Origin of the sequence: Vibrio sp. CDRSL-10 TSBA (assembly GCA_039696685.1) — a bacterium.
Classification (GTDB): Bacteria; Pseudomonadota; Gammaproteobacteria; order Enterobacterales; family Vibrionaceae; genus Vibrio.
Map to the genome: position 1 here is coordinate 1,271,558 of CP155565.1, position 20,461 is coordinate 1,292,018.

The 20,461-nt window shown below is 48.4% G+C and carries 12 protein-coding genes and 6 pseudogenes; 11 read left to right on the forward strand and 7 right to left on the reverse strand.

Translation table 11 applies throughout. The features are described from left to right. The first annotated feature begins 155 nt into the window (after positions 1-155). On the forward strand, positions 156-542 hold the full coding sequence (locus ABDK09_06225) for a DUF393 domain-containing protein (GenBank protein ID XAW87746.1): 387 nt from the start codon (positions 156-158) through the stop codon (positions 540-542). Positions 543-705: 163 nt separating this feature from the next. On the opposite strand, the gene ABDK09_06230 is transcribed toward ABDK09_06225, so the two are convergent. From ABDK09_06230 to ABDK09_06255, 6 genes and pseudogenes are all read right to left on the reverse strand, one after another. Beyond that, a complete protein-coding gene (locus ABDK09_06230; GenBank protein ID XAW87747.1) occupies positions 706-1,590 on the reverse strand; it encodes an NAD(P)-dependent oxidoreductase in 885 nt (294 codons plus the stop codon). A gap of 223 nt (positions 1,591-1,813) precedes the next feature. Further along, on the reverse strand, positions 1,814-2,434 hold the full coding sequence (locus ABDK09_06235) for a YebC/PmpR family DNA-binding transcriptional regulator (GenBank protein ID XAW87748.1): 621 nt from the start codon (positions 2,432-2,434) through the stop codon (positions 1,814-1,816). 173 nt (positions 2,435-2,607) lie between these two features. Continuing rightward, complete coding sequence (locus ABDK09_06240) at positions 2,608-2,817, reverse strand: DUF3283 family protein (GenBank protein ID XAW87749.1); 210 nt, start codon at positions 2,815-2,817, stop codon at positions 2,608-2,610. Between the two features lie 161 nt (positions 2,818-2,978). Beyond that, positions 2,979-3,176 (reverse strand): hypothetical protein, encoded by a 198-nt coding sequence (locus tag ABDK09_06245; GenBank protein ID XAW87750.1) that lies wholly within the window; start codon positions 3,174-3,176, stop codon positions 2,979-2,981. Between the two features lie 857 nt (positions 3,177-4,033). Beyond that, positions 4,034-5,074 (reverse strand): replication initiator protein RctB domain-containing protein, encoded by a 1,041-nt coding sequence (locus tag ABDK09_06250; protein ID XAW87751.1) that lies wholly within the window; start codon positions 5,072-5,074, stop codon positions 4,034-4,036. After that, positions 4,974-6,011, reverse strand: a pseudogene (locus ABDK09_06255) (replication initiator protein RctB domain-containing protein). Before ABDK09_06255 ends, ABDK09_06250 begins: the two are co-directional and overlap by 101 nt. A 1,274-nt stretch (positions 6,012-7,285) precedes the next feature. Between ABDK09_06255 and ABDK09_06260 the strand changes: the two are divergent. Beyond that, positions 7,286-8,504: pseudogene (locus ABDK09_06260) on the forward strand (AAA family ATPase). 7 nt (positions 8,505-8,511) lie between these two features. After that, positions 8,512-9,484 (forward strand): annotated as a pseudogene (locus ABDK09_06265) (ParB/RepB/Spo0J family partition protein). Positions 9,485-9,562: 78 nt separating this feature from the next. On the opposite strand, the gene ABDK09_06270 reads toward ABDK09_06265, so the two are convergent. After that, entirely contained in the window at positions 9,563-10,594 is a 1,032-nt protein-coding gene (locus ABDK09_06270; GenBank protein XAW87752.1) for a spermidine/putrescine ABC transporter substrate-binding protein, read from the reverse strand. Between the two features lie 207 nt (positions 10,595-10,801). Here ABDK09_06270 and ABDK09_06275 point away from each other — a divergent pair, with 207 nt between their 5' ends. The 8 genes and pseudogenes from ABDK09_06275 (at position 10,802) to ABDK09_06310 (ending at position 20,453) form a co-directional block, all read left to right on the forward strand. Continuing rightward, entirely contained in the window at positions 10,802-12,859 is a 2,058-nt protein-coding gene (locus ABDK09_06275) for a GNAT family N-acetyltransferase (GenBank protein ID XAW87753.1), read from the forward strand. A 291-nt stretch (positions 12,860-13,150) separates the two neighbouring features. Beyond that, positions 13,151-13,426: an STAS domain-containing protein gene (locus tag ABDK09_06280; GenBank protein XAW87754.1), complete on the forward strand. Its 276-nt coding sequence runs from the start codon at positions 13,151-13,153 to the stop codon at positions 13,424-13,426. A gap of 13 nt (positions 13,427-13,439) precedes the next feature. Next, positions 13,440-13,799: a response regulator gene (locus ABDK09_06285; GenBank protein XAW87755.1), complete on the forward strand. Its 360-nt coding sequence runs from the start codon at positions 13,440-13,442 to the stop codon at positions 13,797-13,799. A 165-nt stretch (positions 13,800-13,964) separates the two neighbouring features. Then, positions 13,965-16,167, forward strand: a pseudogene (locus ABDK09_06290) (chemotaxis protein CheA). Positions 16,168-16,242: 75 nt separating this feature from the next. Further along, positions 16,243-16,716: a chemotaxis protein CheW gene (locus ABDK09_06295; GenBank protein XAW88479.1), complete on the forward strand. Its 474-nt coding sequence runs from the start codon at positions 16,243-16,245 to the stop codon at positions 16,714-16,716. Further along, positions 16,716-17,180, forward strand: coding sequence for a chemotaxis protein CheW (locus tag ABDK09_06300; GenBank protein XAW88480.1), 465 nt, complete (start codon positions 16,716-16,718; stop codon positions 17,178-17,180). Before ABDK09_06295 ends, ABDK09_06300 begins: the two co-directional genes overlap by 1 nt. Positions 17,181-17,190: 10 nt before the next feature. Then, positions 17,191-19,606, forward strand: a pseudogene (gene aer2 / locus ABDK09_06305) (aerotaxis transducer Aer2). Between the two features lie 15 nt (positions 19,607-19,621). Next, positions 19,622-20,453 (forward strand): annotated as a pseudogene (locus ABDK09_06310) (protein-glutamate O-methyltransferase CheR). The last annotated feature ends 8 nt before the right edge of the window (positions 20,454-20,461 follow it).

Genomic DNA, 20,461 nt, shown 5'->3' on the forward strand with positions numbered 1-20,461 from the left:
TAATCTTGCAAAAATGGAATCATAAGCAAATAAAAACCTTTCCTAAACCATGGTTAAACAAGTCAACTTCCTGTTATTTAAATAAACTTTCTTTGACCTCAGTCAATAACTGTCATCATTTTGTCAAAGAAAAGGAAAATAAAGATTCTTAAAACATGTCACAAATTACGATTTTTTTTGATGGCCAATGTCCGCTTTGTGTACGCGAAATGCACGCCTTAAAACGCTACGACGATCACAATTTGATTGCACTCATCGATATCAACAGTGACCAGATGGCGGACTATCCCGACATCGATCCGACCGAGGCACGGCGAATCATTCTTGCTTACAATAACCGTAACCAATTGATTCGCGGGTTGGATGTATTACACCAGGCTTGGAGACTGGTCGGGAAAGGCTGGATTTATGCACCGACACGCTGGCCGCTTATTAAGACGTTAGCTGACCAGTGTTATCTTCTGTTTGCTAAGCATCGTTACACCATATCACGCTGGCTGACAGGCAAAGGCCGCTGCGACAACAACCAATGTGGTCGATAGACGCCATATTTTAATATTTGTGTCTGCCTCATTGGCATAACAACAGCGCTTAAAAAAGCGACGGTTTTACACTGTAAACCGTCGCTTATGGAACATTGAAACTTTGAACAAGATCTCTTTGTTATCAAATGGTTAACAAAAGTTTTCTTGTAACATCAATCTGTTAATTACGCTGTTTCCGACTCTCTTTTTTAACGGCCTTAATCAATACCGATGTGTCCATTCTGCCATCTCCTTGCGCCGACAATTCCTGGTACGCCTGAGCGGTTTTTTCTGTCATCGGCAGACGGATTCCCTGCCGCTCAGCTTCATCGAGACAGAAACCAAGATCTTTGATCATCCAGTCAATCGCAAAACCGAAATCAAACTGATTCGCTGCCATGGTCTGCGCCCGGTTTTCCATCTGCCACGAGCCGGCAGCACCGTTTTTCAAACAAGCGACCAGAGTAGTGATATCCAACCCGGCATTTTCAGCCAGAATCAGCCCCTCTGACAATCCGTTCAGCACTCCGGCAATACAGATCTGATTGACCATTTTGGCACGTTGCCCCTGCCCTACCGCGCCCATCAGCACCGCCGAACGACCATAAGCATCAAACACCGGCTGCAGTTGATCAAACAGCGCTTGTTCACCGCCACACATAATGGTCAGTACCCCATTCTCAGCCCCGGCCTGGCCACCGGAAACCGGCGCGTCCATAAAACGTACGCCAACTTGTTGCGCCGCTGCGGCAAGCTCCTCAGCCAACAATGCAGAGGTGGTCGTATGGTCGACCAAAATCGCACCTGGCTGCATAAATGCTAAAGCACCGCTAGCGCTGGTGGTCATACTGCGCACGTCATCGTCATTACCCACGCAGGTCAATACCACCTCAGCATTGCGCACACACTCTTCAACCGTTGCAGCATAGTGGCCACCAAACTGCTCAGCCCACGCTTTGGCTTTCGTTTCGGTGCGGTTGTAAACCGTCACGGAAAAACCGGCTTTGACAAGATGACCGGCCATCGGATAGCCCATCACACCTAAACCAATAAAACTGACATTCATAATTGACTCCTTATTGAGGCTGGCTCTTTTTAATGCGGCGCGAATCTGCTCTCTGACCTGACAGCTGCGACTCGGCACAGAACACTCGCTCGGCCTGGCTTACAGTACCAAGATCAGTCAACACAGGAAAACCGTGCCGAGATAACCGCTCTCCACTTTCGCCGCGCAGCAATCAGCAAATCGCAGACACAAAAAAGCCGGGCTTAGCCCGGCTCTTCGATGATTAGATTTCAGCGTTGTGGTAAACCTGCTGAACATCATCACAATCATCCAGCATATCCAGGAACTTCTGGAATTTCTCTGCATCTTCACCGGCAATCGCAGTGCGGTTCTGAGGAACGAAAGTTACTTCTTCAACGTCGATAGTCAGATCCGGGAATGCGTTACCCAGAGCCGTTTTCACTTTGAAGAATTCCGTGTTTGGAGCAAAAACAGTGATCACACCATCTTCCAGCTCGATATCAGTCACGTCAGCATCTTCCATCATCAGCGCTTCCAGTACGGCTTCTTCATCGTCGCCCTGGAACTGGAATACAGCCTGATGATCAAACATGTGTGAAACCACACCTGGCGTACCAATCTTAGCACCGGTCTTAACGAAACACTGGCGAACATCCTGGAACGTACGGTTACCGTTGTCAGTCAGACAGTCAACGATCACGCTGACACCACCAGGGCCAAAACCTTCGTAACGTGCTGGTTGGTAATCTTCACCACCGCCGCCACTGGCTTTATCAATCGCTTTTTCGATGACGTGTGCTGGTACCTGATCTCTTTTCGCTTTAGTGATCAGGTGACGCAGAGACAGGTTCATGTCCGGATCCGAACCACCGTTTCTTAGCACACACGTAAATTTCTTTACCGTATTTGGAATAAACTTTAATTTTTGCGCCTTGAGTTTTCGCCATTGAGGCTTTGCGCACTTCAAAACTTCTTCCCATCGGGATGTTCTCTCTAGTTCAAAATTTAATGCGACGGATTTTAGCAGAAAAGCAAATTTCTGCAGAGGGCCAAGCGTTACATTACGCCCATCACTCGTTTGTACTTATCAACCGACTGTTGAAACCACGCTTTCTCCGCCTCGGAGCTGAGCTTGGTTAGCTGCTTAGTGATCTCTTCCGGTCCGCCTTTTGCCTGCTTCATCTTCCAAACTAAAAAAGAAGCCTGTTTATCGAGTTCAATTTTGTTTTTCTCTGCAGCATCGAGCAGCGCAAGGTTGAAAGACATTAGTAAGCCCACAGTAGATAGATAAGGTGGGGCGAAATATAGCATAGGAATGGTAAAAATTAAGAGTCAAAATGTCGCTTTAAGCGGCTTTCATCAATAAAAGCGCTAAAAATACAAAGGGTGGCTTACGCCACCCTTGTCAATACGCCGATCAGGTTGTGTTAATGCAACAGACCTAACTCCTTGGCTTCCTCGATGGATAATCCGCTTTCCCGGATCTCGCGCAGTGTTTCGATACGACGGCGCGCTTCCGCTGATTTCAGATTCTTCACCGGACGTTGAGTCTCAACTTCTTCAGCGAGATCCCAACTGCTTGCAATATGCGTCATTTCATCATGGTCAATTGAATTGATGGACATTCTAACCTCCGAACAAACCATGCCAGGGACAGCTAATCTGTAGCAAACGGCAAAATTGTTGTTAAGCAAATTTAAACCAGAATGTGATTCAAACGATAGTTCAGAAATCTAAACTTGTCCGCCTGCATTTATCTTTTGCCGACCTGCAAAACTCGAAGTACATTTAAAGAATTGTCGCCCGAAAATAAAGCCGATCCAGTTCTCATTTCTCATCCCGCTTGCTACTCAACAGCATCCTAAAACACAGTGTCAGACGTTATACAACAAGGCTCTTAAACGCTTTCCGGTGCAATGATCATCAGCGTCTTATGCCTATTTGTCCTGCATAACCAATTGCCGTTGTACTGCTCTTCCACGCCACAACTCCTGAGCGCTCGAAAGCATGATCAAGGAGTGGCCGAAACAGCGGATCCATCGCCCTCCCCTGCCATCAGATTCAGGGTTAACGACCCGCTACTCGATAGCCGGAACAATGATCAAGGCGGTAATGATCAATAGTAATATCAACATCCGATCCGTTCATTCGGCCAGGCAGGAGCCTGTTGAGGGATCAAATTTTGGTGCTCGAAAATTGCGTGACATAGTGCAGCGATCAACAACATACGGACACATGATCAAGGAAATCGTCACCGGCAGGTAACACGGATTAAAGCGATGTGCTTGAATTTAAGACAAAAAAAAGCGAGTTCTTAGGGAGAACTCGCAAAATAATTCAGAATGAATCTAACAATATGAGCCAATCTATCAATTCATCAGATAGGGCAAAAGGTTGTCTATTCGCTAATAACGATACGCAAACCCGCAACTGCTTTTGTCAGGCCTCTGTCAGGGTTGTGTTCAGTATTGGTTGAGGTTTTTCACACTCCAATTGCGACCTCATCCAGGGCGCGGAATACCATGTCATCCAGATGGCCTTCAAACACCTGCTTACACACTTTGCGTCGTACAGCCAGGCCGGAAATCAACCGTTCGACCGACAGATGCTTATTCTGGTTCTGCGTATTATACAACTCGATTACCTTGCTGAGAGTCTCGTAAGGAATCACGTTATCATCGACCCGCAACCAATCCAGCTTGTCTATGAGCTCCACACACTCCTCACGGATTGAAGAAGGGGAATGCCCTGTCATCGCTGCCAAAGCTGTTATACTGCGTTCCAGGGCCTCTGGAGAGGTATATTTCGATAAGGTTATGGTTATCTCATCGGCATTGATCTCAACCAGATGTTTACGCTGCTTAACCCGGCGACCCAGTTTACCGCGCGGAGAAGGCGCTTTACGCTGAATAGGTTCAAATTCGCCATCGATGATTTCCGACAGTTCATCCAACTTCTGACGTGACACCATTTCGTGTCGCAGCGGGTTAGGAAGGGTTGGCGCCATATTGCGTTTGCCGGCATTGGTGGTTTTGGCTCGTGAGTAACGCAGCACTTCCTCGACATCACATTTGATGTCAACCTGATAATCGATCACTTTACCTTTATCGATCGAAGTGGTGATCGTCAAATGGTAGCCCCACAAATTCACCACAAACAGATCGTCTGTCCCTTTGCCGTCTGACAAGCGCTTGAGTTCGCGGATCAGATCCATTGAAAAGCGGCGCCATTCAATATTCCGTGCCAGCTTCTGGTTCAGTTCGCTTAGCAGCATCACATCAGTGTGACGACGTGACATACGGCTACGAAAATAAGAGTAGAGCTGGAAAACCAGAGTGTGCTGCTTCAGGATTTCCGGCGGGAACAAGAAGAAGTAGTCCCGGGTCATCAGTTTCTTCGAAGAATGAAGGTTCCCACACCAGAATATACAGATTCGGTTTGATCTTGATCTCACCGTCACTGCCTTCCGTTGGTGCTTCTTCGGATGCGGTAATGGTGCGGGCCAGAAAGCGGAAACGATCACTTTTAAAGCCTTCCGGCATGTTTTCACTCAGCCAGCGTCCGGTCAGTTCGTGCAATTGAAAGTCGGTGAATTCAATACGATCAATACTGTCACGAATGGAATCGCGTGCCGGCCCGCTGTCTTTTTTACCGCGCAATGAGAGAATATCGGTGATATAGAGCGGTGTTTTATTCGGTACGTGGCTGGCATTAAGCTGATAGTCTTCATGATGATGATCATGATACTGCACGGTCAGGGTAAACAGAGCAAACAGAGTCATCAGATCGTCAACCGTCATGATATTCTTTGACGATCGTGTTTCGATCACGGCGCGGGTACCAGAGATCGAGACCATGGATTTCTGGTAACTTTTACGTGTTCGTGGCGGAGCCAGCGCTTGATCGATGATGCCGGCCCAGTTTGTTGGTGAAACAACGAACTGATCCGCTTCATCTTTCATTGCTGGTGGCGTATTTAGGCCATGTTCAGTGAGTAAACGCTGATTGACCTGAGTTTGGGCCAGCGCTTTGGATCGTTTGCGTTTTTCGGTCTGCTTAACGGACTCTGTCATCAGGCTGGTTGATCCTAATACTGAGATCAACTGATTGGGGTTAACAAACCGGTGCAGCATGGTTTTGCCCGCCAGGCCCTCTTCAAAACGCACCGGAACCTGTTTAAACAGGCCGATCGATACCGCAGCACGCAGGCGTTGCTGGATCGCAGCACGCGTCAGCTGACCATCGGTGGCATCGATCAATTCAGTGGTTGAAACTAAGCCATCCCTGCTACGAAAGCCTCGTAGTGAGATCAAGTTCAGGAGTTCAACAATACTCTTAGTTACACCTTTAAAATGCTGATATTGTTCAATCCAGTCTACTGCTGTTTCAGAAACCTCAAAGAGATGTCCATCTTTGTGGCTTCTAGGTGCCTTTATCAGCAATTTGTTTTCTGATGCCATTATTCGATCCGTATCACACTAGCCGTAATATCGCTATAGTTCCAAGAGAATAAAGAAAAAGAGATCATAAATAAAGAAAAAATTGTTGGTTTTAAATAACTGATCTTTCTGATTATATTGATATAAGCTGATTAGAGTGATCATATGATCTGAGCGTCAAATCATTTCTAATGTATTGTTTTCATTTGACTTTTTTTTTGCACCTCTCGAAAGCATGATCATAGTAATTTCGAAACGATGATCATTAACTTATTGAAAGCATGATCAAACTTCTCTGAAACCATGATCATGACAAGTATGAATCAATGATCAACGCAAACTGCAAACGATGATCAAGGCCGATTCACACTTTATCCACAAGCAGAGAGATAACAGTAGCTTAAAGCTGGGCGATTTCTCTTTTCCTATCCGTTATCTCAACGGAAGCATGATCAAGAGTTTCACTTATCCGGGTCAATATGCGGATAAAATCGCTATTTTCTGAATCCATCGACACTGTTGTGCTTATCAATGCTTACTTATTGTGGTGTGAAAGCGCATCGAAAGCATGATCATGGTCTGTATGCTGTCTGCGCTGTTACTTGAATGGGATTCTGCAACGGACTTTGAATGGCCGTATTGGTCGCTAACCCCTATTGCAATTGACGTTGTCCGTAGTTCGGCCGTAATTTTTCATGCTTCCGTATTTTCATTGCTCTTGATCATTGATCCGATTCAGGATCCACTTGGCGGGGATAAATTGTTACTGTGAGATGATCAAAAATAACCTTGATCATGTTTCCTATGCTCACCATATTGTACGGAAGCATGATCATCATAGCTGCCTTGATCATGCTTTCATGGTTAACTTACTGAGTACACTCAATTCGGATTAATGATCAAGATACGCAGCTTATGCTCAGATTTTGTTCTGGTGGATGAGTTATTGAGATTGAAATGACAGGCTCCGTAATTTAACCCGCGCAGATAATCGTTCCGGTAAAATTAGTCTAGTGCATCACCAAAGAGACGAGATAGATGAATTGATGTGCTTTGTGACGGTTTTACATTGTAAATAAGTGACACTGTGACTTTTTAAAAGTTTTCGAGTTTGTTTATCTTATTAGGCTAGTTTTAAACGATGATTTTTCAGCCTTTAAGTCTTATACAATAAAAGTTGTGTTAAAAATCTATTTAATGTGATTGTTATCTAAAAGTGATTGTTCACCTTTTTATTGTATATGGTTAATATTGCTGTACAATTCGACTTAAAGCACTAATCACGGAATTTGGCGATGAAAAGAGAACAAACGATAGACAATCTCTACCAGCTAGCGGAACAGACACAGCAAGTCCAATCTGACCGAATTGAGATTGTGTTGGAGGAGCGTCGTGACGAACACTTTCCTCCGATGTCCAAGGCACTAATGGAAACCCGTTCAGGTTTGACACGCCGTAAACTCGATGAAGCAATAGCAAAAATGGAAGAGGCCGGGCACCAGTTTACAAAAAACAACGCCAACCATTACTCCATTTCTCTCTCTGAAGCACATATGCTGATGGATGCGGCGGGTATCCCCAAATTCCACCAACGTAAGAAAAATACGGATAACAAACCGTGGATTATTAACGTTCAGAACCAGAAGGGTGGTACCGGTAAGTCGATGACAGCGGTCCATCTGGCGGCGTGTCTTGCGCTTAATCTCGATAAGCGTTATCGCATTTGTCTGATTGACTTGGATCCACAAGGCTCACTGCGTTTGTTCCTTAACCCGCAGATCAGCCTGGCAGAGCACAACAATATCTACTCAGCGGTCGACATCATGCTCGACAATGTGCCGGAAGAAGTTGAAGTCGACAAAGCATTCCTGCAAAAGAATGTGATGCTTTCGACTCAGTATCCAAACCTGAAAACTATTTCAGCGTTTCCCGGAAGATGCGATGTTTAACGCGGAAGCGTGGCAATATCTGTCTCAGAATCAGTCGCTGGATATTGTGCGTTTGCTTAAAGAAAAGCTGATTGACAAGATTGCTGATGAGTTCGATGTCATCATGATTGATACCGGCCCGCACGTCGATCCGCTGGTGTGGAATGCGATGTATGCTTCGAATGCACTATTGATCCCTTGTGCCGCGAAGCGTCTTGACTGGGCATCGACCGTGAACTTCTTCCAACACTTACCGACTGTGTATGAAATGTTCCCGGATGACTGGAAAGGGCTGGAATTTGTTCGTCTGATGCCGACCATGTTTGAAGATGACAACAAGAAACAAGTGTCGGTCCTGACCGAAATGAACTATCTGCTCGGTGATCAGGTGATGATGGCAACCATCCCGCGCAGCCGTGCTTTTGAGACTTGTGCAGACACCTACAGCACAGTATTCGATCTCACCACGGGTGATTTTGAAGGCGGTAAGAAAACGCTGGCCACGGCTCAGGATGCGGTGCAAAAGAGTGCGCTGGAACTGGAACGCGTGCTTCACTCAAATTGGACTTCACTTAATCAGGGGTAAGTAACACATGGCAATTAAAACGTCTGATCTGAATGCAAAACTGTTTGGCAAGGCCAATAAACGTCGTGCGTCAACACCCGCGGAAGCCCAGGCTGCAGCCAAAGAGCAGGCGCAGGTGATTGAACTGTCTGTGGCCGGTGAAGAGCTGGTCACTTTTGAATTGGTACGTATTCCTGCTGACCAAGTAGAAAGTCAGACCCGGGTATTTGCAGAAAATGCCCGTGAACAGGCTTTTCTTAACGAGCACGCCCTGTCTGATGTGCTGACCACATTACGTGAACGCGGGCAGCAGTACCCGGCAGTCGGACGTCGTTGTGATGACGGCCGTATTGAGGTACTCGATGGCAGCCGTCGTCGTATGTCTTGTATTCTGGCTGGCAAAGAATTTCTGATTTACGTTGGTGAACACATCAATGGTGAACACGCGAAGTTCCTGTCTGATGTGGCGAATGCGCACAAGCCTCTGTCTCTGTATGAGAAGGGCCGTGAAATGCAGGCTAAGTTGGACAGCGGTGAAGCGGAAGATCAGAAAGCTCTGGCTAAGATGTTCCAGTGCAGTGAAGCTCTGGTCAGCGGCGCTCTGAAAGCGGCGGCGCTGCCACTGGAACTGCTTCAGGCTTACCCGAATGTGGTGGAAACTGGGCCGTCCGACCATTGTTAAGCTGCATAAACAGTTTAATGATTTAAGTGAAGCTCAGCAGCGTGAACTGCTTGCCAAATGTCACCAGAGTGATGGTTTTGTCTGGCAGCGTTGTGATGCCCAGGGCGTGGCCCGTATCACCAAAGAAGTGACCGAGACACTGGAAGGCTGGATTCAGGAGTTGGTGCCGCCAAAGCGTGCAGTCAGCAATAAGGTTGACCTTATCAAAGGCCGTGCAAGTTATGCGCGTAAAGGCTCCAATCTGGCGCTCAATCTGAAGAAAGTGGATGATGCGTTGATGAAAGAGATTCTTGAGTTTGTTGAACAGAAACTGAGTTAATTCGACCTGTCTCTCGCCCATGAAAAAGCCCGCTAGTGAAGCGGGCTTTTTTGATAAGTGTTGATGACTGCCAGTGATTTAGTTTCTCAGGCGTTGCCAGTATTTTTCATAGATAGCCAGTGTTTGCGGGCCGACATCATTGATGAATTCGCCCTTTGCCATATCTTCATCAGAAGGGAAGATAGTGCTGTTGTTACGTAGCGCTTCAGGCAGAAGTTCACGCCCGCCTTTGGTGGCTGATGCATAACCCAGGCTGTTGACGATTTCGGCCTGGTTTTCTGGTTGGTACATAAAGTTGATAAACTTATGGGCCAGCGCTTTATGGGTACTGCCGGAAGGAATGGTGAAGTTGTCCATCCACAATACCGCGCCTTCTTCAGGCATCACGAATTTCAGTTCCGGCATGTCCTGCTGGCCCTGATATGCGTTACCGTTCCATTGCATGCCTAACGCCGCTTCACCTGAGACGTAAGGGACGTGCGGGGCATCGGAGTTGTACAGCAGAACGTTGTCTTTTAACGCGGCTAATGACTCATACGCTTTTTCAATTTCTTGTTCGTTTTTACTGTTGATGCTGTAGCCGTTCATCTTCAGCGCCATGCCGAATACGTCACGGATGTCATCAATCAACATCACTTGCTGGCTGTATTTGCTGTTCCACAAATCTTGCCATTTAGTGATGCCTTCCGGAACTAGATCTTCGTTGTAGCTCAGACCGGTGACACCCCAGATGTAAGGTAACGAAAACTTGTTTTGCGGATCGTGTGCCTGGCCAAGCAAAGCAGGCATGGTATCTTTCATATTCGGGATTTGGTTGTGGTCAAGTTCAGCCAGCAGCCCCTCGCGCCCCATTTTCTCGATAAAGTAGGCCGAGGCGAACACCACATCATAACCACTGCCTTTAAGAAGTTTGAGCTTGGTATACATCGACTCGTTATTCTCGAAAGTAGAATAGTTGATGGTGACACCTTCTTGTTGTTCAAACTTTTTCAACGATGCTTCAGGCAGGTAACCGCCCCAGGCATACACGTTCAGGGTTTGCGTTTCAGCGTGGACTTGCGACGTCGCGACGGCCGCAGCCAATACCAATCCTTTGATGAAATGTTTCATTGCATTTGCTTTCCTCTGGCCCAGCACCATGCTGGATTTCTTTTGCATCATTAGTGAAATCAGGTTCGTAATAAAGCAAATATAATTTGTCGTCTTGGCAAAAAATTTTCACTGTGGGTAGTGATTCTGTTGCTATGTAACGATAGCGCTCTTATCGCTGCTGATGCGTGTGCTAACATGGAGCCAGAGTTATTCAGAGCATCGTTTATGACAATTTCCAGTACCGATATTTCTCACTTTCTTTTGCAACTATCACAACAAGCCAGACAGCAGCATTGCCGTTTTGGGGTGCGTATTGCTGCCACAATGCCGTGGCATGACGTCATGTTAGCAGATTGTCTGAGTGGCAAATCTTCGCTTGCGATTATCTTTCAGTTGGGCGGCGAGCGTGTGGCGGATGCAGAACACGTTGCTTTTAACAAAGGCCAGCAGTTTCTCGGACGTGAATGCCAGTTACTTATTTGTGATGTGTCTGCGGGTCTGGACGCAAATAGTTTTAGTTCGGCGCTAGGAACTTTAGTCGGCGGCGGGCTATTGATTGTGGTAGGGGAGCTGCCGCAAAAAAACAATCCGGCCACAAAGTGGCTCAATCGCTGTCTGGATGAACTGCCGGTGATTACGCCGCAGCAATTGCCGCTGATACCTGCCCGGCAACAGCCGTTCGGCGACATCGATTATTCCCAGCAGAATGACGCGGTCGATAATATCGAAAGAGTAGTCAGCGGGAATCGTAAGCGGCCGTTGGTGTTAACCGCTGACCGCGGGCGCGGGAAAAGCAGTGCGCTGGGGATGGCAGCGGCGCGTTTGATGCGAAATCGTAATTTGCACATCCTGGTTACGGCGCCGTCTTTAGCCAGTGTGGCTCCGCTTTTTCGACATGCCGAGCTCGGTTTACAAAACGCAACGATAAAAAGAGGGGAGATTCGATGCGGCCAGTCGAGTTTGCGCTTTGTTGCTCCGGATGAGTTAATCAGTCAGACGCCGGATTGCGATCTGTTATTGGTCGATGAGGCGGCGGCTCTGCCATTGCCTTTGTTAATCGGGTTAGTGGAGCGTTATCATCGCGCGGTGTTTTCTACCACGATTCATGGTTATGAAGGATGCGGGCGTGGCTTTACGCTCAAATTCCTTGACTGGTTGCAGCAAGAGCGCCCGCAATTTCGCAGTCAGCATATTGACCAGCCGATTCGCTGGAGTCTTGGTGATCCACTGGAAGCATGGCATCGACGCGCGTTTTTACTTGATTATGAATTCCCAGATTTGGCGGAAGATTTCTCAGTCGCAGCGGTTGATTATCAGCAAGTGAGTAAACAGCAACTGTTGCAGCAGCCACAACTTCTGTCTGATATCTTCTCTTTATTGGTCAATGCCCATTATCAAACATCACCAAACGACCTGCTACATTTGCTGGGTGATGAGGCAATGTCGGTCTATGTCGCTCAATCCGGGCAACAGGCTGAATGTGAACAAAAGATAGTGGGCTGCATTCTTGCTGTACGCGAGGGTGGGTTGGACGCTGAATTGATTACGCAGATTCAGCTCGGCGCCCGGCGCCCGAGAGGTCATCTTGCGCCTGTTACGTTAGCCAACCAGCTCGGTCTGAACGAAGCTGCGCAGCAAACATGTTGGCGGGTAATGCGCATCGCTGTGCACCCTCAGTGTCAGCAACTCGGACTCGGGTCTCAATTACTGCAGCACTTTATTGCGCACCATCCGGCTGACTATTATGCGACGAGCTTTGGCGCGACCAAGCAGCTGATTCGTTTTTGGCTCCACAATCAGTTTCGAGCGGTTAAGCTAGGTTCGCAGCGCGATCAAGCCAGTGGTTGTTATTCACTGCTGATGGTCCGTGCATCTGGTTGTGACTGGATGCCATCTGCCGAGCAGCAGTGTTATCAGCATCTGGGTTATGAATTAAAAGATAGTTTGCAGGCATTGGATGCGGGGCTGGTGAAAGAGTTAATGGCGGCGCGCCTGTCGGCAAGTTCTGGCCAGACCGTGCCCTATCACTTATTGTCCGGGTATGCGCGCGGTGGCGCGAATTATGAAAGTGTTGCAGTTTGGATTGAGCAGCTTTTACTGGCTTTAGAGCCGCAGCAGTGGCTGGAGCTATCTGAGCTGATTATTGCGAAAGTAGTCCAGCAGCAATCATGGCAAGAATGTGCCAGACGTCATCATTACACCGGTCGGAAACAGACCGAGCAGGTCATCCGACAAGAGCTGGCTAAGTTACTGAGTAATTTACACTGTAAACTGACATCCTGAAATCATTCGAATGTAAATCGCGTTACCCGATTTACAGTGTAAATGAGTGTGATCAACACGACATAACAAAAAAGTCCTATTGGTCTGATTGAACCAGCAGGACTTTTTAATTTGCTACTTAGATAAAAATTTCCTTTCTAATTTAATCGCTTATAAGCCATCTTGTTTAAAATTACCGCTTGCCACATCCCGCATAAACCTTGTGGAGAATTTGCTAATTAAGCATTAGTTTCTACACTCATTTCATAAGACCAAAATTCGCATCCACACACGTCAGTAAGGTAAAACTTCATGTTTTCTCTCAATGAAAGTCTGGATATCAGCATTGTCGTTGATTGCAAGATTCAGTATACCGAGTGGCTTCAACAGCACAGTGATGATGTCATTGTGCTGGATGCTGCCTGCGTGAATCGTGTTGATGCGGCTGGATTGCAGCTGCTGGTTTCGTTTCATCATTCTGCCCGGGTGGCAGGAAAAAATTTACAGTTTCAAAACGTATCTGAGACGCTTGAGGAAGGCCTTAAAGTCCTGGGACTGGACCGCATACTTACGGGCGCTCAGCAATGAGAAGGAAAACGTGATGACTAAAATTCTCGCCGTCGATGATTCGATCTCTATCCGCCAGATGGTCAGTCATACGCTTAAAGACGCTGGCTTTGACGTAGAAACGGCTAATGATGGCCAGGACGCGCTAATCAAGGCACAACGTACCAAATTTGATGTGATTATTTCCGATGTCAACATGCCTAACATGGGCGGCTTCGAACTGGTAAAAGCGATCCGGGGCAATCCACAATACAAGTTTATTCCTATTCTGATGTTGACCACGGAAACCAGTACCGAGAAAAAACAGGAAGGTAAACAGGCCGGGGCGACCGGTTGGATAGTGAAACCGTTTAATCCGGACACGCTGCTCAAAACGCTGCAACGCGTTCTTTAAGCACTGCGTAAACGCAGATTGTACCGGCAGGAACAAATCTTTAAATCAAAACCGGGGTAACAACCCAGAGCAAAATAGCAAAAAAGCAGAACTAGAAAAAAGATAAGCGATTTGCGCGTCACTAATTTTTCGCGTCACTAATAACGTTAATTGGCAGGGCAGGGTATGGCTTTAGATATGGAGCAGCTGCGCAAGATGTTTTACGAGGAATGTCGTGAGAATCTTGAAGTGCTGGAAAATGTGTTACTACATCTCGACCCGCAACAGGCCGATGATGAAACCATTAATACTATTTTTCGGGCCGCCCATTCCATCAAAGGCGGTGCCGCGACATTCAATTTACTTGATATCAGCGAGTTTACCCATTCCGTCGAAGCTTACCTTGACTTGGTTCGCAACCATCAGACTCAACTCAGCACTAGCAGTGTCGATGTACTGCTGAAAAGTTGCGACATGATACGCGAGTTACTTCAGGGTCATGAACAGGGATCTCCGTGTGACGCGGCAATGACCCATCAAGTCGGGCTTGAATTGAGTGCCTTGCTCCACGGTACGGAACATCAAACGGGGCCAAGTGGACAACAAGACGCAACGCAACTTCATTGCGGCAGTGGTTCTGGTGCCAACACTGCGCCCGAAGAATGGCAGTTACAGTTTGTACCTCATCGCGAGCTGTTCTTCAGTGGTAATGACCCGCTGCGCATTTTGCGTGAGTTGCAACAGCTTGACCCGCAATGCCAGCTCGAGGTCGATGTTCGCGCTTTACCGGAATTGCTCGAACTCGAACCTGAGCTGTGTTATCTGGCCTGGCAAATCCGGCTCAGTGCAGCGCTCGAAGAGAGTGACATCCGGGAAATATTTGAATGGGTTGAAGACGAATGTGATCTGCATCTTAGCCGAATAGCGTCTGAGCCGCCGGGTAGCGCCGGCATGGCTTCCAGTGACAATGATGCGCAAGGTGCAACTGCACCACCAACCGCGGCAGTCAATATGGCAGGTGACTTAACTCCGCTTGTTCATGCTGAGGGCGGAGCGAAGGCCGTTATTCCTGAAGCGAGTCTGGCTGATAAGGTGAGTGCGGCGTCTGAGGTTCGTACTACGTCCACGCCACCGACTGAGTCCGCAGTCAAAGCGGCAGCGAAACCAGCTAAATCTGAATCCAGCGTCACTTCTATCCGGGTGGATATCGATAAAGTCGACAGCCTGATTAATCTGGTCGGCGAAACTGGTGATTACCCAGTCCATGCTGACTGAAATCGGTAACGACTTTTCGATGGATAAGCTGGAAAAACTCAAATCCGGCTTGGCGCAACTGCTGCAAAATAGTAAAGACCTACAGGAAAACGTACTCAATATTCGTATGTTGCCAATGAGCTTTGCGTTTAGTCGCTTTCCCCGTCTGGTGCGTGATTTGTGTGGCCGGCTGGAGAAAAAGGTAGAGCTTAAAATTGAAGGCGAAAATACCGAACTCGATAAAACCGTGCTGGAGCGTATTGTTGACCCGCTGGTTCACTTGGTGCGTAACGGCATCGACCACGGTATCGAGCAACCCCACCAGCGGCTGCAGGCCGGTAAATCAGAAACCGGTTGTGTCGAACTGAAAGCCTATCATCAGGGTGGCTCGATTGTTATTGAAGTCAAAGACGATGGTGCCGGGATTGATTGCGATCGAATCTGGCGTAAGGCAGTGGAAAAAGGCGTGTTACCCGCAGATAGCCGACGCGAAGAGATCAGTGACAAACAGGTGATGAACCTGATTTTCGCACCGGGATTTTCCACTGCAGAACAGGTTTCCGATATCTCCGGCCGCGGGGTCGGGATGGATGTGGTGAAACGCAACATCGAAGAGCTCGGCGGTCACATCGAGCTGGATTCTGAACTGGGGCGGGGCAGCCACTTTACCATCAACCTGCCGCTGACTTTGGCCATCCTCGACGGCCAACTGGTCAAAGTTGGTCACGAGGTCTACATCATTCCTCTGTTGACCATCATCGAATCGATTCAGATTAACCCTGCCTGCGTCAAACTGGCTTCCGGCGGGGTCGAACTGTATCGCTTGCGGGAAGAGAATATTCCGATTTTGCGCCTGCAGGACGAACTGGAAATGGGTGCCAGCGGGCCGCTGGATAAGCGCTTGCTCTGTTTTGTTGAAGCGGCTGGCAACCGGGTTGGTTTGCTGGTTGATGAGTTACTTGATCAGCAGCAGGTGGTGATCAAAAGCCTGGAGTCCAATTATGCCAAGGTGGCCGGTATCTCCGGAGCAACCATTCTTGGTGATGGGGCTGTGTCTCTGATCCTGGATATTCAGGGGCTGATTACCAATTATCTGAAACGTCGCAGTCAAACCCAGAAAGTGATCGCTGCCTGATAACAAGGAGAGTTAGGAATGGATATCGAACATGCTCACCCGCTGCAACATGAATCCGTGGTTCATGCGGCGTTGATGGCCAGTCATGACGCTTCGGCAATGAATGCCGACTTTCTCAGTTTTCGTCTGGCCAGTGAATTATATGGAGTGGCGATTTGTGACATTGAAGAAATCCGCGTCTGGGAGCATCCGACGCCGATACCGCGCGCGCCTCATTTCGTCAAAGGGGTGATCAACCTGCGTGGCATGATAGTTCCTATCATGGATTTGCGCCTGCGTTTCGGTATTGGCTCGAACGATTATCTGCCGACGACCGTGGTGTTAGTGGTGCGCAGCGAGTTCGGCGAACAAACCCGTCTGATGGGCCTGGTTGTGGATGCGGTCAGTGACGTTATCGGTCAGGGTGACAACGAGCTGTTTCCGGCCATTGGGGAGACGTCGATTGCTCCCTATCTGCAAGGCCTGCTCAATGTCGGCGAAGAGGTGATGTCGCTGCTGGATACCGAAGCCCTGCTGGATATCCAGCGTTTACTGGGTGAGGAGGCATGATGCACAGTCAGGAATTTTTGAGTTTCATTCTGGCACAAGATGAATATGGCGTACCCATTTTAGATGTACGTGAAGTGCGGGGCTGGAGCGAGGTCCGCTCCGTCCCCAATGGTCCGGATTACTTACTCGGCGTTCTGGATATTCGTGGTGAATATGTGCCGATTGTTGATTTACGGCGCCGTTTCAATCTGGAACCGGCCTGTATCAGTGCCACGACCGTGGTGATCGTCCTGAATGACTGCGCCAAACAGCCGCTCGGACTCATCGTAGACGGCGTTGCTGAAGTGTACGAACTGTCGCAACAGCAGATAAAACCTGCGCCTGGTTTATCTTGTTCACAGCCACAGCCTTTTATTAAAGGCATCGCCTCGGTTAAAAGTGGCCACCTAATTTTGATTGATGTTGAAGCTCTGTTTGATGTGAGCAAGCTGCAACACCATTCCGTCGAAGCTGCAATCATGTGAGGAAACACTCATGCCATTCTGGAACCGCAAACCCCAACAACAAAAACACGATAGCGCGCCAGTCAGTCACGTGGTGCAAGATGAGACTCCGGCCAAGGCGAGTATTGGTATTTCCAATCAACATCTGCTGTCGGCGTTAAATGCCGCACAAACGGCATTAATGATGATCGACCGTGATTTCAAAATCACTTACGTCAACAAACAATCGATGCTGTTACTCAAACAACATGAGAGCTTGTTCAAATCGGTGTGGCCTAATTTTCGTGCCGAGGAAGACTTTTTGCTCGGCTATTGTATCGACCTGTTTCATGCTAATCCGGCCCACCAGCGTCAGATGTTATCGACACCGGCTCGTCTGCCCTATATCACGACCATAGACATTCGCGGGGTTAAGATCGAACTCAACGTCGGTGCGATACTCGATCATGACGGGCAGTATGTCGGTAATACCCTGGAGTGGCGTGATGTGACGGCAGAGCGGCAGCAGGAAAATGAAGTCGCGCGCCTTCGCGCCGCCATCGATCAGGCCCAAACCGCCATGGTCATGATTGACCGTGATTTCAATATCACTTACATCAACCAGGAAACACTGAATCTGTTTGGTAAACATGAAGCCAAACTACGTATCGTCTGGTCTGGCTTTACCGCTTCGTCAGACTGGCTGATGGGACGTTGTATCGATGAGTTCCATCGCAATCCGGCCCACCAGCGCAAGATGCTCAGCGACCCGGGTAATCTGCCATACAGCACTGATATCGCAATCAGCGATATCAAAATAGAACTCAATGTTGCGGCAATTTTCGATAAGGGCGGTACCTATATTGGTAACACGCTCGAATGGCGTGACGTGACCGAAGAACGTGCGACGGACATGCAAATCGGTCGTCTTGCTTCTGCGGTTGAGGGCATGACCACCAACCTGATGATGGCGGATCCTGAAGGCATTATACGTTATCTCAATCCGTCGCTGACAGCTTTGCTGCGCAGCCGACAACGCGAGCTGCAGCAAGCATTTCCCGGTTTTGATGTTGATCATCTGGTCGGGCGCAATATTGACGTCTTCCATAAAAACCCAAGCCATCAGCGCAATATCATTAATAACCCTGATCGCCTGCCATTCAGTTCCAATATTGCGGTCGGATCGCTGGAGTTCAATCTGACCTGTATTGCGATGCATGACAGCAAAGGCAACTACATTGGTCCGGCACTGCAGTGGGTGGATATCACCGAGCAACAGGATGGTCAGCGTCAGGTGGAAAGTCTGATTCAGAAAGCGATTGATGGTCAGTTGCATGAACGCATCAACACCGCCGCTTACAGTGGCTTTATGCGTGAGCTGGGTGATGGCATTAATAACCTGCTCGATACTCTGGTTGAACCGCTTGGCCAGTGTATTGACGTGATGAGTGAGGTGGCCGAAGGCAACCTGAATAATCAGATGCCGTCTGATCACCAGGGTGAATTCGGGCGACTGGCTGAAGCGGTCAATACTTCCATCGTCAACTTGCGCAATATGGTCGATAAGATCACGAAATCTTCAGCGCGGGTGGCAACAGCGTCGACCGAGATTGCTGACGGGAATAATGACCTCAGTCAGCGCGTAGAAGCTCAGGCATCGAATCTGGAGCAAACAGCGGCCAGCATGGAACAGATGACCGCCACTGTGCGCCAGAAACGCGGATAACGCTAAAGATGCCAATACCGTGTCAAACGATGCGGCGAAAAAAGCCAGTCAGGGCGGCCAGGTGGTAGGGCAGGCTATTAACGCGATGAGCGAAATCAACACCGCGAGCAAGAAGATTGCTGACATCATCGGTGTGATTGATGAGATTGCATTCCAGACCAATTTGCTGGCGCTGAACGCCGCTGTCGAAGCCGCGCGAGCCGGTGAACAAGGGCGTGGATTTGCGGTCGTGGCGGGTGAAGTGCGTAACCTGGCACAGCGCAGTGCAGCAGCAGCGAAAGAGATTAAAGGCTTAATCAAAGACAGTGTTGAGAAAGTGGATGAAGGTTCACGCCTGGTGAATGAATCCGGTGCTACGCTGGATGAGTTAGTTGAAGCGGTACAGAAAGTTTCGGTACTGATTAGCCAGATCACCTCGTCCAGTATTGAGCAGTCGACCGGTATTGATGAGATCAACCGTGCGGTGACCGCCATGGATGAAATGACGCAGCAAAATGCCTCGCTGGTTGAGGAAATTTCGGCGGCGAGCCAGTCGCTGAAAGACGAAGGGAAAGAGCTGCTTAATCTGATGAACTTCTTTGCCACCGACAGCAACATTACCACGTTTGAGACCAAACGCGCTTCGAATACAGCTAAGCCGGTTGGCAAGCGTGGCAATGTCAGTGATTTGCGTGCCAGCGGGAAAGTGGCCAACGCCAAGATGAATCTCAGTGACGATGGTGATGAATGGGAAGAGTTTTAATAAAGGGTTCAGTCTATGTTGGCGGTGAGTGAACAAGAATTTGAACTTACGGATAAGGATTTTAAGTTCATCCAATGGTTCATGCATAAGCGGGTCGGTATCTATCTGGCGGATACCAAGCGTGCCATGGTGTATGGCAGAGTCAGTCGCCAACTGAGGCGGCGCGGATTAACGCGTTTTAAAGAATATCGGGTACTGATTGAGAATGATGAGCAGGAATGTGTGCATTTCATCAACACACTGACGACCAATAAAACCCAGTTTTTCCGTGAAATTCATCATTTTGAGTTTCTTGAAAAAGTAGTGGTGGAGGGATGGCGCAGTCTGGGTAATACCGATATCAAGATTTGGTCTGCTGGCTGTTCAACCGGTGAGGAGCCATACAGCATAGCCGCGACTCTGTGGCATGCCGGTACTTTTGAGTTTGCTAAGTCAGTGAAAATCTTTGCAACGGACCTCGATACTCAGGTAACTTGAGCATGCTAAACGCGGCGTCTATCCGGCGGAGGCGTTGGCGACGATACCGAAAGAGTACCTCAGGCACTGTTTTATGCGTGGTAAAGAGGCGCAGAGCGGAAAGATCAAAGTGGCTAACCGGTTGCAGCAGTTTATTCAGTTTCAACAGATCAATCTGATCGAACCCTGGTCGCTGCCGGAGCAATTTGATCTGATCGCCTGTCGTAACGTGATGATCTATTTCGATAAACCTACTCAGGAGCAGATACTCAAGCGCTTTCATGCCCGCCTCAAGCCTGGCGGTGTATTGTTCCTCGGCCATTCTGAGGGATTGGGAGGGTGCAGTTCGTTGTTCCATCATCTCGGCCAGACAATTTACGTCAAAATGTAGGATAAGCC